This is a genomic window from Halomonas sp. 141, assembly GCF_002810305.1.
Classification (GTDB): Bacteria; Pseudomonadota; Gammaproteobacteria; order Pseudomonadales; family Halomonadaceae; genus Vreelandella; species Vreelandella stevensii.
In genome coordinates, this window is record NZ_PINZ01000026.1 from 1 (window position 1) to 14,854 (window position 14,854).

At 61.9% G+C, this 14,854-nt stretch carries 12 protein-coding genes; 5 read left to right on the forward strand and 7 right to left on the reverse strand.

Annotated elements, in window-relative coordinates; translation table 11 throughout:
- Positions 1 to 327: TrkA C-terminal domain-containing protein (locus CWI66_RS11715; protein ID WP_332868350.1), on the forward strand; the 327-nt coding region annotated here is incomplete at its 5' end.
- Positions 328 to 369: 42 nt separating this feature from the next.
- Here the strand turns inward: CWI66_RS11715 and CWI66_RS11720 are convergent.
- The 7 genes from CWI66_RS11720 to CWI66_RS11750 form a co-directional block, all read right to left on the reverse strand.
- On the reverse strand, positions 370 to 1,107 hold the full coding sequence (locus tag CWI66_RS11720) for an anti-sigma factor (protein WP_100731767.1): 738 nt from the start codon (positions 1,105 to 1,107) through the stop codon (positions 370 to 372).
- Positions 1,104 to 1,682, reverse strand: a complete 579-nt coding sequence (locus tag CWI66_RS11725; RefSeq protein WP_100731768.1) for a sigma-70 family RNA polymerase sigma factor — start codon at positions 1,680 to 1,682, stop codon at positions 1,104 to 1,106. Before CWI66_RS11725 ends, CWI66_RS11720 begins: the two co-directional genes overlap by 4 nt.
- A gap of 115 nt (positions 1,683 to 1,797) precedes the next feature.
- A complete protein-coding gene (locus tag CWI66_RS11730; RefSeq protein WP_100731769.1) occupies positions 1,798 to 2,319 on the reverse strand; it encodes a DUF3455 domain-containing protein in 522 nt (173 codons plus the stop codon).
- A 106-nt stretch (positions 2,320 to 2,425) separates the two neighbouring features.
- Positions 2,426 to 3,541: a sn-glycerol-3-phosphate ABC transporter ATP-binding protein UgpC gene (gene ugpC / locus CWI66_RS11735; protein WP_100731770.1), complete on the reverse strand. Its 1,116-nt coding sequence runs from the start codon at positions 3,539 to 3,541 to the stop codon at positions 2,426 to 2,428.
- Positions 3,529 to 5,208 (reverse strand): alpha-glucosidase, encoded by a 1,680-nt coding sequence (locus CWI66_RS11740; protein WP_100731771.1) that lies wholly within the window; start codon positions 5,206 to 5,208, stop codon positions 3,529 to 3,531. Before CWI66_RS11740 ends, ugpC begins: the two co-directional genes overlap by 13 nt.
- A gap of 140 nt (positions 5,209 to 5,348) precedes the next feature.
- Entirely contained in the window at positions 5,349 to 8,051 is a 2,703-nt protein-coding gene (malT, locus tag CWI66_RS11745) for an HTH-type transcriptional regulator MalT (RefSeq protein WP_100731772.1), read from the reverse strand.
- A gap of 113 nt (positions 8,052 to 8,164) precedes the next feature.
- Entirely contained in the window at positions 8,165 to 9,694 is a 1,530-nt protein-coding gene (locus CWI66_RS11750) for a carbohydrate porin (RefSeq protein WP_100731773.1), read from the reverse strand.
- A 351-nt stretch (positions 9,695 to 10,045) separates the two neighbouring features.
- Between CWI66_RS11750 and CWI66_RS11755 the strand changes: the two genes are divergently transcribed.
- From CWI66_RS11755 to CWI66_RS11770, 4 genes are all read left to right on the forward strand, one after another.
- Positions 10,046 to 11,317: an ABC transporter substrate-binding protein gene (locus CWI66_RS11755; protein ID WP_100731774.1), complete on the forward strand. Its 1,272-nt coding sequence runs from the start codon at positions 10,046 to 10,048 to the stop codon at positions 11,315 to 11,317.
- 14 nt (positions 11,318 to 11,331) lie between these two features.
- Positions 11,332 to 12,315, forward strand: a complete 984-nt coding sequence (locus CWI66_RS11760) for a carbohydrate ABC transporter permease (RefSeq protein ID WP_009099644.1) — start codon at positions 11,332 to 11,334, stop codon at positions 12,313 to 12,315.
- Complete coding sequence (locus CWI66_RS11765; protein WP_009099642.1) at positions 12,315 to 13,157, forward strand: carbohydrate ABC transporter permease; 843 nt, start codon at positions 12,315 to 12,317, stop codon at positions 13,155 to 13,157. Before CWI66_RS11760 ends, CWI66_RS11765 begins: the two co-directional genes overlap by 1 nt.
- A 64-nt stretch (positions 13,158 to 13,221) precedes the next feature.
- Entirely contained in the window at positions 13,222 to 14,838 is a 1,617-nt protein-coding gene (locus CWI66_RS11770; RefSeq protein WP_100731775.1) for an alpha-glucosidase family protein, read from the forward strand.
- The last annotated feature ends 16 nt before the right edge of the window (positions 14,839 to 14,854 follow it).

Here is a 14,854-nt window from a genome sequence, read left to right on the forward strand (position 1 = left end):
CAGCAGGCCACCATCGGCAGCCTGCTGACCCACGTGCGCCGGGGCGATATCGTCAACGTGCACTCCCTGCGCCGGGGCGCGGCGGAAGCCATCGAGGCCATTGCCCACGGCGACAAGCAGTCTTCCAAGGTGGTGGGCCGCACCATCGATGAGATCGAGCTTCCCGAAGGCACCACCATCGGTGCCGTGGTGCGCGGCAAGGAGGTGATGATTGCCCACGGCGACGTGCGTGTGGAGAGCGGTGATCACCTGATTCTGTTCGTGATCGACAAACGGCGTATCCGCGACGTCGAGCGGCTGTTTCAGGTCGGCTTGACCTTCTTTTGACAGACGCGCTCGGCTAACGCCGCGAATAGGCTGAAGGCAAACTCAGATCTCCACCGCGCGGCCAATGAACTCGATGGGGCCGGTGGGCAAGCCGGTGGGCGAGCCGGTCTCATCTTCCAGGGTCAGCTCGAAGAGCTGGTTGTCTTCCAGCGGTGGGAGCTGGTCCAGGCGCAGACGCAGCGGCTGGCCCGGCTCCACCAGCCCCAGCGAAACGGGTGCCTGCCAGTCATCGGCCTTGGTCCAGAATTCCAGTGCCTTGCCCTCCGGCACTTCGAAGGTGCCCAGCGGGATCAGCTGAATCTCCTGGCGGTTGGCCGCTTGCACGACCCAGCCTGCCGACTGCGTCTGTGGCGCCAGTAACACTACCATGTACTCGGGTACGGCGGGCTGTGTCGTGACGTTGCTCAGCATGACGCCCATCGCCAACGCTGCCGCCAGGCCCGCCCCCGTGGCGGCCCGCCAGAACGGCAGGCTGTGCATCAATCGGCGGCGCGGGGCAGCCGCCGCGCGGGCAGGCGTCACTCCCGGTGCAGTAGGCCGCACCGCGGATGCTTTCAGGCTGCGCTCGATGCGCGGCCATAGGTAATCGGAGGGGGTGACGGGGTCGACGATGGCGGTATAGGGGAAAAATCGCTCTTCCCAGGCGGCGACCGCCGTTTGTAGCGCGGGCTCGTTGGCCAGACGGGCCTCGAACGCTTCACGCTCGGCTATCGGCAGCGTGCCCAGCACGTACTCCCCTGCCAGGGCATGCAGATCATCGGATTCATGAGCACGTGTCATGCCATACACTCCCGTAAGCGCAGCAGGCTACGCTTGATCCAGGCTTTTACCGTCCCCAGCGGGGTGCGGGTGTGCGCCGCGATCTCGGCGTGGCTGAGCCCATCTACATAGGCGTGCAGAACGCAGTTGCGACGCTCGGCTTCCAACTGCTGCAAGCACTCGTCCATGCGCTCGCCAGTTTGCCAATCGAACGCTTCCTCGACCTGGAAAGCGTGCTGAAAAGTGTCGTCATCGGCAAATTCGTGGGGGTCGTTCAGGTCGGTATAGACGTGGCGCTCACGCCCACGCATGGCATTAAGCGCCAAATGGCGGGCAATGCTGAAAACCCAGGTGCGGGCAGCCCCCTTTTGTGGGTCGAAGGTGTCGGCACGCTGCCATATGTTCAAGCAGGCGTCGTGGACGATGTCTTCGGCCATGCCGCGATCCTTGACGATGCGGTAGACCACTCCGAGCAGCCTGGCGCCTTCCTGCTGGTACAGCTGATGAAGCGCGGCCTGCTCGCCACGAGCGATGCGGGTAAGTGCATCGAGATGATCGAATGGGTTGGCTGTCGTTGATCCACCTTCGTCGGACACATCATCACTCCCTGGTAACGCGTCGGTCGCTATCGTCGCAGTTCAGTGAGGATAATCGCTGGGGGCCCGCGATGCGAGCCCCCATCTTCAACGCATCAGAGTAGCGCTGACGAGATCAGTTAGCGGTCCAGAAGATGTAATCGGCCTGGTAGGTGACCACGGCGGTGGCGCCTTCGTTATCGCTACCACAGGCCACATCGGGCGCCACGCCGCCCTGGGTGTCCAGGCGCTGAATATAAGTGACGCCATTCATGGCCCCCTCACCTTCGGCCGGATTGGCTTCTACCAGCTGCAGCGGAATGTTGCCGTCACCGTTGGGAGATACGGCCAGCTGCGTTGCGGTCAGCCTGGAGCCGTCCAGTGATTCCCAAGTGGCGGGCGGACCGTAGTAGCTGCCGACCTGATTGCCTTCGCGGTCATTCAGCGCCGCATGGGGGCCCTTGAAAACCCAACCCAGGCTACCGTCGTCCTTGGCTTCACACATGTAAGTAATCGCGCCCACGCCCACTGTTTCCAGAGCGACGCTATGGCCATCCGGCACTTGAATGTCGTCAGGCACATCGGCCAGCGCGGCTTGACTGAAGGATGCAATCAGGGTCGCAGCGAGGGTGGCACGCGTTAGATGTTGAATGGTCATGTCAGTCTCCTTGGGTTGTGTATCAGCCACTTTTGCCGTGGCTGTATAGGGGATACACACGAGGAGACCGATTGGATGCACTCTTGTTAAAAAAAATATCAACGCGTCATTGGCTAACACCTTCCACCGTGACTTGGCGCGGGCAGGCATCCCCCTGGGCGTCGAACAAATGACAGCGCTGGCCGGTGATGCCCAGCGGGGATGTCTGCCCTTCTACCAGTCGTGCCAGCCCGCCCAGGCGTTGGGTCAAGGGGGTGTCCAGGCCCGCCACCTGCCAATGGGCCAGGGTCTCGTAGCCCAGCTTTTCGGCCACCATGAGCGTGGCGTCCAGGGTAGCATCCGCCTGCTCTGCGGCAACGAAATCTTCGGCTCTCAGCCCTAATGTGGCCTGATCACCCGCCTTGAGCTGCTGCCCGTTCACGGCCACCGCCAGGCTGTCGCCGGTGTGCAGGCGTACCAGCGTGTGTTGCTGGCCGGGGTCGACCACCGTCACCGGCAGGGTATTGATGCGCGGCGAGCCGATGAACTCCGCCACTTCCAGCGTGTTGGGAAAGTGGTACAGCGACAGCGGTGCGCCTACCTGGGCGATACGCCCTTTTGAAAGCAGCACGATACGGTCGGCCAGGGTCATCGCCTCGACCTGATCGTGGGTGACGTAAATCATCGTGGCATTCAAGCGCTTGTGCAGCGCCGCAATCTGGATACGCATGTCCACGCGGAGCGCGGCATCGAGGTTCGACAGCGGCTCGTCGAACAGGAACACCGCTGGCTCCTTCACCAGCGTCCGACCAATGGCCACCCGCTGGCGCTGGCCGCCAGAGAGATCCTTGGGCTTGCGCTCCAGAAGCTCGGTGAGATGCAGCATTTCTGCGGCGTGCTGCACCCGACGGCGAATCTCGGCCTTGTCGGTACGCGCCAGCTTGAGTCCGAACGCCATGTTCTCGGCCACGCTCATGTGCGGGTAGAGGGCGTAGGATTGGAACACCATGCCGATGTCCCGCTCCTGGGGTGGAATCTCGTTGATCCGCTGGCCATCCAGCTGCATGTCCCCGGTGGTAATGTCCTCCAGACCCGCAATCATGCGCAGCAGCGTGGATTTACCACAGCCGGAGGGGCCCACGAACACCACGAACTCGCCGTCTTCGATGGTGAGGTCGATATCCCGAGAGATTTCGACGCCGTCAAACGACTTGCCGATGCCGCTAAGGGTCAAACGTCCCATGATGTATCCTCCTGAGCCTGTGGGCAGCGGGCAATTGCCACGCCAAACGGCGGCAGCGTCAGCGTACCGGCCTGCCATTCGCCCTTGAGCCAATGGGGGGCGCCTTCCAGTGCTTCAGCATGCTCGGGCGCCGAGCGGGTAATGGTCTGATCGCTGAAGTTCAGCGCCACCAACAGGCGGGTTTGCTGATAGGTGCGCTCCAGGCAGAGCACCTCGTCACGCACCGGGTGGTAGCGTACTTCCCCCTTGACCAGCGCGAGCTGGGTGCGGCGAAACGCCAGGAACTCCCGGTAAGCGTTGAGCAGTGAATCGGCATCCTGCTCTTGCTGATCGACTGCCAGCGCTGCGTGGGTTTCGGGCACCGGCAGCCAGGGCGTGGCACGACTGAAGCCAGCATGGCGGCTATCTGCCTGCCAGGGATGCGGCGTACGGCAGCCATCACGGCCTTTATAGGCAGGCCAGAAGGTAATGCCTGCCGGGTCCACCAGCTGCTCGAAGGTCAGCTGCGCTTCGGGCAGCCCCAACTCCTCCCCTTGGTAGAGGCACACGCTGCCCCGCTGGCTGAGCAAGAACACCATGTACAGACGCAGCTTATCGAGCTGCCCCTGGGCCTGCCAGCGAGTCGCCAGCCGCGTGACGTCATGGTTGCCCAGCGCCCAGCAGGGCCAGCCATCGCCAATCCGCGCTTCCATCTCGGTCAGCGTTTCGTGCAGGTACGTCGGGTCGGCCTTGTCGGTCAGCAGGTTGAACGAGTAGCACATGTGCAGCCGCTGCCCCCCCTGGGAGTAGGCCGCCATGACGCCGAGGGCGTCGTCATCCCCCACTTCACCGACGCTGGTGGCGCCGGGGTACTCATCGAGCAGCGCCCGAAGCCGCTCCAGGAATACCAGGTTTTCCGGCTGGGTCTTGTCGTACTGGTGGAGCTGATAGCCATAGGGGTTGTCGGGGCGCACGCCCAGAAAGCTTTCGGTGATCTCCTGACGCGGCGGATTATCCTTCAACTCGCCGTGGGTACAGAAATTGACCGCATCGAGGCGAAAACCATCGACCCCACGCTCCAGCCAGAACCGCGCTTCTTCGAGAATGGCCTCGACCACGGCAGGGGTGCGGAAATTGAGGTCTGGCTGGCTGGCCAGAAAGTTGTGCAGGTAGTACTGGCAGCGTCGGGTATCCCACTGCCAGGCGCTGCCGCCAAACACGGATTGCCAGTTGGTCGGCGGCGCGCCGTCGGGTTTGGGGTCGGCCCATACGTACCAGTCGGCTTTGGGGTTATCGCGGCTTTGGCGACTCTCCTCGAACCAGGCGTGCTGGTCGGAGGTGTGCGACATGACCTGATCGATGGTGACTTTCAGCCCGCGGGCATGAGCCGCCTCGACCAGCCGGTCGAAGTCTTCCAGACTGCCGAACATTGGATCGACATCGCGGTAGTTGCTGATGTCGTAACCAAAATCCTTCATGGGCGAGGTAAAAAAGGGCGAAAGCCAAATGGCGTCGACGTTCAGTGAGGCAATGTAGTCGAGCTTCTCGATCACCCCCCGCAGGTCGCCAATGCCGTCGCCACGACTATCCATGAAGCTGCGCGGGTAGATTTGATAAATCACCGCGCCGCGCCACCAGTCGGCCCCCTGGCTGCCAACATAGTGCGAAGTAGAAGGTGTCTGCATCATGGCGAATCCTTATGGTTGTTATCAGCGATAAGGGCATGATGCAGGCTGCGCGGCGGGATCGAATCCTCCCCCGCAGGGAGTACCGGGCGTAGTCGAGAGGAGGAGGCGAACCGAGGGCGCTGGGCAGCCTTCCGACGGGGTCAATCCCCGTGAATGTGGGCCAGTAGCTGCCCCGCCAGGTGTATGGCCTCCTCACGGCGACGAATGTTCTGCTTCTGGTAAAGGCTGCGGATATGGGTTTTGATGGTGGTCTGGGCCACCGAGAGTTGTTCGGCAATCTGCTCGTTGGATAGCCCCGCATGAATCAACCCGAGGATCTGCCACTCACGGCGGGTCAGCGGTGAGGTGCGGATCAGTTCCGGCACGTCAGGTCTTGCGACGATATCGGCGATGACCGTTTCATCCAGTATTAAGCGTCGGGCGCAGCCGAAATCCTTCTGTTGGCCCGCCAGCGCCAGCAGCCGCTCTGCCCTCGCCTGCTCTAAAGCCGCTAGCGTGCCGCTGGCGAGTAAGCCGTTGAGCAGCTCGCCAAGCGGTTTACCCAGGCGCAGAAAGCTGCCTACCAGCGCGGTGCGGGAAGCCAAGCTGAGCGCTTGATGCATGTGGTGGCGGGCTTGCGTCTCCTGGCCAGCCGACCACGCAGCGGCCGCGAGGCAGAGCTGGTTGCGGTTGGCATCGGTGACTAGCCCTAGTCTTTGAGTATGCACTTCGAGCGCTTCCAGCAGCGTGCGGGCCTCATCCACGTGGCCCAGCAGCGTGAGCGCCCGGGCGTGGTTGCGCACGTTGCACTGGGCGAAATGGTTGGTGGCCCTGTCGGTGATGGGGGCGGGCGCTTCCTGACGCCAGCGCTCTACCGCGTCGAGGTCTTGCGTGGAGTGCCACCAGGCCAGCAGCGTGGCGTGGGCATTGGCCACCCAGTCGATATGGTAATCGCCTTCGGCGAGGATTTTACGCAGCCGCCGGATATGGTCGGCGCACTGGGCCTGGTCGCCACGGCTCTGGGCAATTTTGGCCAGCTGAATATGGCACTGCAGCGTCCAACGCTCGCCCTGGTTATCCAGCACGGCAATGCCTTTCAGCGCGGCCTGCTCGGCTTCATCCAGGCGGTGCCACTCCCAAAGCACCTGGCTGCGAATCCGGTAGAGAAATTCCGCCACGGGCAGGTGCTCAAGCTCTGCCCGCTCTAAGTGGACAAAAGCGCGCTCTTGAATATCATAAGCGGCTTGCAAGCGCCCCTGGGCCACCAGCGTTTCCGACTGATGGCAGAGCGACCACAGCAGCAGCTGGTGATCCTCTCGCTGGCGTGCCAGACGCTCCACCTCGCGCACCCGTTGCAGCGACTCGTCCAGATAGCCCAGCACGAAACGCGCCTCGCTCAAGATGGCGGTCGCGGTCAGCGGGGTGGAGGCCAAATAGCGGGCGGGCACGGCCAGCGCCTGTTCAGCGAGCGGCGCAGCGCGCTCGGCGTTGCCCTGATTGATCGCTAATTGGGCGCGCAGGGTAGCAAACTCGGCAGTCAGCCGCTGCCACTCTGGGGCCTCCAGCTGCGCTTCGATCCAGCTAATCACCCGTGCGGTGATATCAAACTGAAACTGGGCGTGGGATACCCAGCCGTAAAGCAGCGCCAGCTCCGGGCGTGTCGAGATTTGCGGCTCTCCTAGTAGCCCGAGGCCTTGAGCCAGCAGCGCGTAGGCCCCACTGGCAAGCAGTGCAGGCCCTTGAGAAACCAGTAGGCTGGCCACATCATCGGGCGTTTCCGCCAGAATGGCTTGGCGCAGCGCCATTACCGGGTCGTTGAGTGCCAACCAGGCTTGGCTGGCCCGCTGGTGCAGCGTGCGCTGGGTGGCCAGGCTTAGCTCGTGGCGGCGGTGGCGCAGGTACTCACCAAACAGCCGTTGAAAGCGGTACCACTGGGCATGCGGGTCGGGCCGCTCGACAAACAGCCCCGCCTGTTCAAAGGCCCCTAGCCGCTGGGTGAGCCGCTCGCCCTCCAGCAAACGTGCCATGAGTTCGGGGGAGAAACGCTCCAGCACCCCAAGCTGCAGCATGAGTTCACGCTCTTCAGGGGGCAGTGCCTCGGCCAGCAGCTCATCAAACCAAGCCACAAAATCAGGATGCCCGCCGTTTAAGCGCTCGACCAGCGCATCGAACCCGGCGCGGGTAGTGGTGCGCTCCACCAGCCAATTCAGTGCCATCACCCAACCGCCGCTTCTGCGTAGCGCTCGCTCCAGGCTCACCCGGGTAGGCGGAAAACTGAGCTGCTCAGCGCAGAGGGTTTGCGCCTCTTCGCTATCGAAGGCCAGGGCGCTAAGGTCGATCTCTTCAAGCTCACCGCGCAGCCGCAGGCTGGCCAGCCCCAGTGCCGGGCGTGACCGGCTGGCCAGGGTCAAGGTCAGCCAGGGCGGCTGATGGCGCAGCCAGTGGGCCAGCGCGGTGAGAATCTCGGGGTTGGTAAGATGCTCGAAGCCATCCACGACCAGTCGGCAAGGCGCGTGCTGTTCGGGTAGCTCCGTCAACCAGCGCTCCATGTGGGCAATGCATTCGCTGTCATCCCCCGGCGTCAGCGTGACCTGAGGGGCCAACAGAGTGTCCATGGCCGCCTGCCAGTAGGCCAGAAAGCGGTGTGTCTGATTGTCCTGCTCGTCCAACCGCAGCCAGCTTGCCTGCTGCTCCAGGACTGGCAGCCGCTCGGCCAGCAGCGTGGTCTTGCCATAGCCCGGTGGCGCCTGAACCACCAGCAGGCGCACCTGCTCGCTCAACGCGAAGTGGTCATTCAAACGCGGCCGCGCCACCGTACAGGGAGGTAGCGGCGGCGCCTTCAGTTTTTCCTTGAGCAGCAGCATCGGTGCCTCCCTAGGTCGAGTCTAACGAGCAAAAAGCCCGCGACGGAGCGCGGGCAATCGGCATTGGTGAAACAAACGTATCAATAACAGCCTTGCTAGTGAGCGGTTCGCTCTTAGAACCATACCTCAGTTTGTACGCCGAAGCTCCACTGGCCCCCGGTAAAGCCATCGTTGCCAAACGAGTCTTCCATCGTGTAGCCGTTCAGCTCGGCATCCCAGTCAGTATAGGAGGCGAACAGACGAATTTCAGGACGCTTCCAGAAGCCACCGACATCCGGCTTGAAAGTGGGCGCAATGGTCAGCTTGCCGAAATTGCCGCTGACGGCATTGCGGCCATTGAAGCCATTGGGGTCCAGATCCATGTACTGGTAGCTACCCTCGTACTGCATCTCGAAGTTCTGGGTAATCTCGTTGGCCAGGCGCACGTTCAGCGTGGCCCAGGAGTAGCTGTCGCCATCGGCAAAACGGTCGTCGCTGACCTCTGCCAGAATCGAGGGCGCAATGCGCCACTGCGGGGCAATGTAGGTGGTGCCGTAGACCGCCAGGCGAGTCGCCGTGGCGTCGTCGGTCAGGTCGCCATTGCTGCCCAGCCCTTTCACTTCCGCCCCTAGCCCCTGGCCGTGCAGCAGCGCCGCCTTGAAGTTACCCTCGCCCAGGCCGAAGAAGCTGTCGCCGTGGTACGCCACCATGGTGTGCCAGCCGCTGTCGGCGGCGGTCTGGCCTACGCCGATGTCGCGCTCGTCGTTATCGGCGGCCGACATCACGTTCGCCATCACCTGCCAGTTACCGAAGTAGTTGTTGGAGGTCAGGATCAGGTTGTCGGTGTTGCTGGTAAGACCGGGGTTTTCGCGGTTGACGACCGGATAGTCGCTGAAGCTGCGACCATACAGCGAGAAGTTGGACTTCCAGTTATCGGCCAGCTGAATATCGTAGATACCGCCACCGGTACCGGCCAGGAATACGACGTCGCTGTCCAGCCAGTGGATATCGAAGTTATCCCGGTCGAAGCGCTTACCCGCCCAGATGGAGGCATTTTCGAAGGCCCCGGTGAAGCTGGGCAGGTCGCTGAACTCGGCATAGGCCTGACGGACGTTGAGCTGGGACTCATCTCCCGTCCAGTCGTTGCTGGTATTGACACCGTCCGCAATCATCGTGGTGTAGCGCGCTTTTGCACCGTTATCAAACTGCATGCGGTAGTTCAGGATAGCTTCGGCGTAGGTGTCTGTTTCGTTACCCAAACGGCCCACTGCGCCGCCCAGGTTACCGGCCGGGGTCACATAGGGGCCGCCATCGATGCTCTTGCGATCTTCGCCTAGCAGCAGTCCAGAGCGGGCATAAACGTTAAACGAGAAACCTTCTTCGCCGCTGGCTTGGCGCTCAACGCGCGCCAGGCGCTCTTCGATATCGGCATCGGTAGTTGCCGCTGCTGGCGCGCTTGAAGCAGGCGCAGCACCGCGCCCCTGCTCAGCTAACTCCGCGCGGTGCTCGGCAGCCTCAGCCCGCTGCTCGGCGGCCGCAATGCGCGCTTCTAGCTCGGCAAAGCGCTCTTCCATCGTCGTGTCGGCGTTGGCAACACCGCAAAGTCCGAGGCTGGCAGTGGCAACGGCGATGGCTAATGGTGTCTTGAATGTCATTTTGTGCATTGTTTTAAGTCCTATTTTAAACCCTATTGTTCTGATCGTGACGCTGGCTCCAGGCACCGCCTTCCCTTGAATAATGTTGCAAAGCAACTTCTATTTTGAGCCGAAGAGCGACAGCCACTAAAACTTAATCGATTAAGAGCTAGTAAACCAACAATCTTTTACTAATTATCGACCAATGTCTAAAGCACTATTTATCTTAGAGAAACCGAATTGAAATAGATTAGACAAAAGTCTCTATTGAACTTCACGACGACAGACGGCTAACTGGCAGCGTACTTAATCGTTTAAGTAGGCGCTACAAGCGCTCTGATCCCCCATCACCCACAACAATAAACGCCGAGGAACGCCGTAATGAAAAAGACACTACTCACTTCAGCTATCGCTTTGGCCAGTCTTGCCAGTGCCACCGGGCCTGCCCAAGCGGCCGAACTGACGATCTCCTGTGGTGCGGTTGGCGCAGAGTTGACCCTTTGCCAAGAAGGCGTACGCGCTTGGGAAGAGAAAACCGGCCACAGCGTCGATGTGGTTTCAACGCCCAACTCGTCCACCGAGCGCCTATCTCTCTATCAACAAATTCTCTCCGCCAACTCCAGCGATATCGACGTGATGCAGGTTGACGTGGTGTGGCCCGGCCTGCTGGCCAACCACCTGCTCGATCTTCGCGAGGTATTGGGCAACAACGCATCCGACGGCCACTTCGAAACGATCGTGGTCAACAACACCATCGATGACCGGCTGGTCGCCATGCCCTGGTTTACCGATGCAGGCGTGCTTTACTACCGGGAAGACCTGCTGGAAAAGCACGGTCATGACGTTCCGACCACCTGGCAGGCACTCACCGAAACGGCCCGCGAGATTCAAGCGGCTGAACGCGCTGAAGGCAACAGCCGCATGCAGGGCTTCGTGTTCCAGGGGCGCGCTTATGAAGGGCTGACCGTCAACGCCCTCGAGTGGGTTGCCAGCTTTGGTGGCGGTACCGTGGTCGATAACGACGGCGAAGTGACCATCAACAACGAGCGCGCCGCACAGGCTCTTGACTTGGCTGCCTCCTGGGTGGGGGATATCGCCCCGGAAGGCGTGTTGAACTACACCGAAGAGGAAGCCCGCGGGGTTTTCCAGGGCGGTAACGCAGTGTTCATGCGCAACTGGCCCTACGCCTGGGCGCTGGCCCAAAGCGATGACAGCGACGTACGCGGGAAGGTGGGTGTGGTCCAGCTGCCGGCCGGTGGTGATGAAGGGCAAAGTGCTGCGGGCCTGGGCGGCTGGAACCTGGCGGTCTCTCGCTACAGCAACAACCCCGAACTGGCCGCTGATCTGGTGGCCTTCCTGACCGGCGAGGAAGAGCAGAAACGCCGCGCCATTCAGGCGTCCTACAACCCTACCCTGGATGCGCTCTACCAGGACGAGGAAGTGCTGGAAGCAGCGCCCTTCTTCGGCACGCTCTACGGCACGTTCACCAATGCCGTCGCGCGCCCGTCTGCGCCTACCGGTGATGCCTATGGCCGCGTCAGCAACGCCTTTTTCAGCACCACTCATGACGTGCTTTCCGGCAGCAAGGATGGCGCTCAGGGCGTTGCCGACCTGGAAGGCGAACTGCTGCGCCTGAAGCGTCGTAACTGGTAATTGCGGAGACCCCCATGCCGAGCACTTCTCACCACGACGCGCCCTCTGGGGCGCGTTCCATAGCGCCCCCAAGGCGCCAGCGCGGCACCAAGGTGCGCCGTCAACGGGTCAAGGCGGCCTGGCTGTTCCTGGCCCCCATGCTGATCGCCCTGACCCTGGTGGCTGGCTGGCCGCTCCTGCGCACGTTCTTTTTGAGCTTTACCGATGCGTCGCTATCGGACTTGGGTGCGGCCAACCTGATCGGTTTCGAAAACTATCTGGTTTATGAGGATGGTCGTTGGTTCGGCGTACTGGCCGACCCCATCTGGTGGCGCTCGGTCTGGAACACGGTCTACTTCTCGGTGGTATCCGTGTCACTGGAAGTCATCTTCGGTGTCATCGTGGCGCTGATCCTGAATGCCGAATTCAAGGGCCGGGTGATCGTCCGGGCCGCGGTGCTGATCCCCTGGGCCATCCCGACTATCGTCTCTGCCCAGATGTGGGCATGGATGCTCAACGACCAGTTCGGCATCATCAATCATATGTTGATGGCCGTCGGCATCATCGACAACCCCATCGCCTGGACCGCCAGCGCCACCTACTCCATGTGGGCGGTCATCATGGTGGACGTATGGAAAACCATTCCCTTTGTTGCGCTGCTGGTACTGGCCGCGCTGCAGATGCTGCCCAAGGATTGCTACGAAGCCGCCGAAGTGGACGGCATTCATCCGGTACGCGTGTTCTTCAAGGTCACGCTGCCACTGATCACACCCGCGCTGATGGTGGCGGTGATCTTCCGCCTGCTGGATGCGCTGCGCGTGTTCGACGTGATTTACGTACTGACCTCCAACTCCACCAGCACGATGTCGATGTCGGTCTACGCCCGCCAGCAGCTGGTCGAGTTTCAGGATGTCGGTTACGGCAGCGCGGCCTCCACGCTGCTGTTCCTGATCATTGCGCTGGCCACCATTGCCTACCTCTATCTGGGCCGCAACAAGATCCAACTGGGAGGTGACTGATGACCACTCGTCAGCTAGCCAAAATAGCCAAACGCGTCGGTTTCTGGGCGCTGATTGCGCTCATCATGGTATACGCAGTCTTCCCGTTCTACTACGCGGTGATCACCTCGATCAAACCCTCCAGCGACCTGTTTCGCGTGGAACTGTGGCCCTCCGACTGGAACATGAACAACTACGTTCAAATTTTCAGCCAGACCAGCTTCCTGCGCGCCATCTTCAACTCGATCATTATCGCCTTCAGCGTGGTATTCATTGCGCTGTTGCTAGGCATTACCGCGTCCTATGCGCTTGGACGAGTGCGTTTTCGCGGCCGCTCCACGGTACTGCTGGTGATCCTCGGGGTCTCCATGTTCCCCCAGGTGGCGGTGCTGTCGGGGCTCTTCGAGGTCATTCGCGCGCTGAACCTTTACAACAACCCGGCGGGCCTGATTCTCAGCTACACCATCTTCACCCTGCCGTTCACCGTCTGGGTGCTGACCACGTTCATGAAGCAGCTGCCCATGGAGCTGGAAGAGGCCGCGATCATGGATGGTGCCACTCCCTGGGTCACCATCACCAAAGTGTTTTTACCGTTGATGTGGCCCGCCATGGCCACCACCGGACTGCTGGCCTTCATTGCCGCCTGGAACGAGTTCCTGTTCGCGCTGACCTTCACACTCACCGATGCCCAGCGCACGGTGCCTGTGGCCATCGCCCTGCTCTCGGGCGGCAGTGCTTATGAATTGCCTTGGGGGCCGATCATGGCCGCGTCCGTCGTGGTAACCGTGCCGCTGGTGATCCTGGTGATCATCTTCCAGCGCCGCATCGTGTCTGGCCTGACGGCTGGCGCGGTGAAGGGCTGACCCGATAGACGCTCTCGATGAATTCGCTGATGACTCTCAGCAACCGTTTTTAAGGAACGATGGAATGCAAGACAATACGATGTGGTGGCGCGGCGGCGTTATTTACCAAATCTACCCGCGCAGCTTTCTGGACAGCCGTGGCGACGGCGTGGGTGACCTGAACGGCATCACCGAGAAGCTGGACTACGTGGCATCGCTCAACGTGGACGGCATCTGGCTCTCGCCCTTTTTTACCTCGCCGATGCTCGACTTTGGCTACGATGTCAGCGACTACCGCGACGTGGACCCGATGTTCGGCACCTTGGACGACTTCAAGGCGCTGCTGGCCAAGGCTCACTCGCTGGGCTTGAAGGTGATGATCGATCAGGTGATCAGCCACACCTCGGACCAGCACCCCTGGTTCAAGGAGAGCCGTCAGGATCGCACCAATCCCAAGGCGGACTGGTTCGTCTGGGCGGACCCCAAGCCCGATGGCACGCCACCCAACAACTGGCTGTCGATTTTTGGCGGCCCGGCCTGGACTTTCGACTCCCGCCGCCAGCAGTACTACCTGCACAACTTCCTGACCAGCCAGCCGGACGTCAATTTCCACCACCCGGAAGCGCGTCAGGCGCAGCTGGACAACATGCGCTTCTGGCTCGATCTGGGCGTCGATGGGTTCCGTCTGGACACGGTCAACTTCTACTTCCACGATGCCGAGCTGCGGGACAACCCGCCGGTGCCCAAAGGCGAAGCCAAAACCCTGGGCGCCCCGGAAGCCAACCCCTACACCTGGCAGCGCCATGTCTACGACCTCAGCCGCCCGGAGAACCTGGGCTTCCTGCAGGACCTGCGCGCCTTGATGGATGAGTACCCCGGCACCACGACGGTGGGCGAAATCGGCGACGACAACCCGCTGGAACGCATGGCCGAGTACACCGCCGGAGGTGACAAGCTGCACATGGCTTACACCTTCGACCTGCTCAACATGCCGCATTCGGCGAGCTACCTGCGCGAAGTCATCGAGCGCTTCCAGCGTTTGGCGGGAGACGCCTGGCCCTGCTGGGCCACCTCCAACCACGACGTAGTGCGCAGCGCCACTCGCTGGGGCTCCGAAGAGGACCCGCACGCCTACCCCAAAGTCATGCTGGCCATGCTGTTTTCGCTACGCGGCAGCGTTTGCCTTTACCAAGGCGAAGAGCTGGGCCTGCCGGAAGCCGACGTGCCCTTCGAGCGCATTCAAGACCCCTATGGCAAAGTGCTGTGGCCCGAGTTCAAGGGCCGCGACGGCTGCCGCACGCCGATGCCCTGGAACGATGGCGAACAGGGCGGTTTCTCGGCGATCGAGCCGTGGCTACCCATGGAGCCCCGCCACCTGGCCTTATCGGTGAGCCGCCAGCAGGATGACCCCAACGCCACGCTCAATAGCGTGCGCGCCCTGCTGGCCTTCCGGCGCCAGCACCCCGCGCTGTTCGATGGTGACCTGAACCTCGTGGACGTCGGCGACGACCTGCTGGGCTTTACCCGGCAAAAAGGCGACGAAACGCTGCTGTGTGTCTTCAACCTGACCGGCCAGACCCGGCACGCTTCGCTGCCCGTCGAAGTGACCAGTGACCTGGCCGTGGCCAACTTCACCGCCACCCGGGACGGCAGCGCGCTGACGCTACCGGCGTACCAGGCTGCCTTCATGCAGGTTGCCTGACCGCCACCGTTACCTT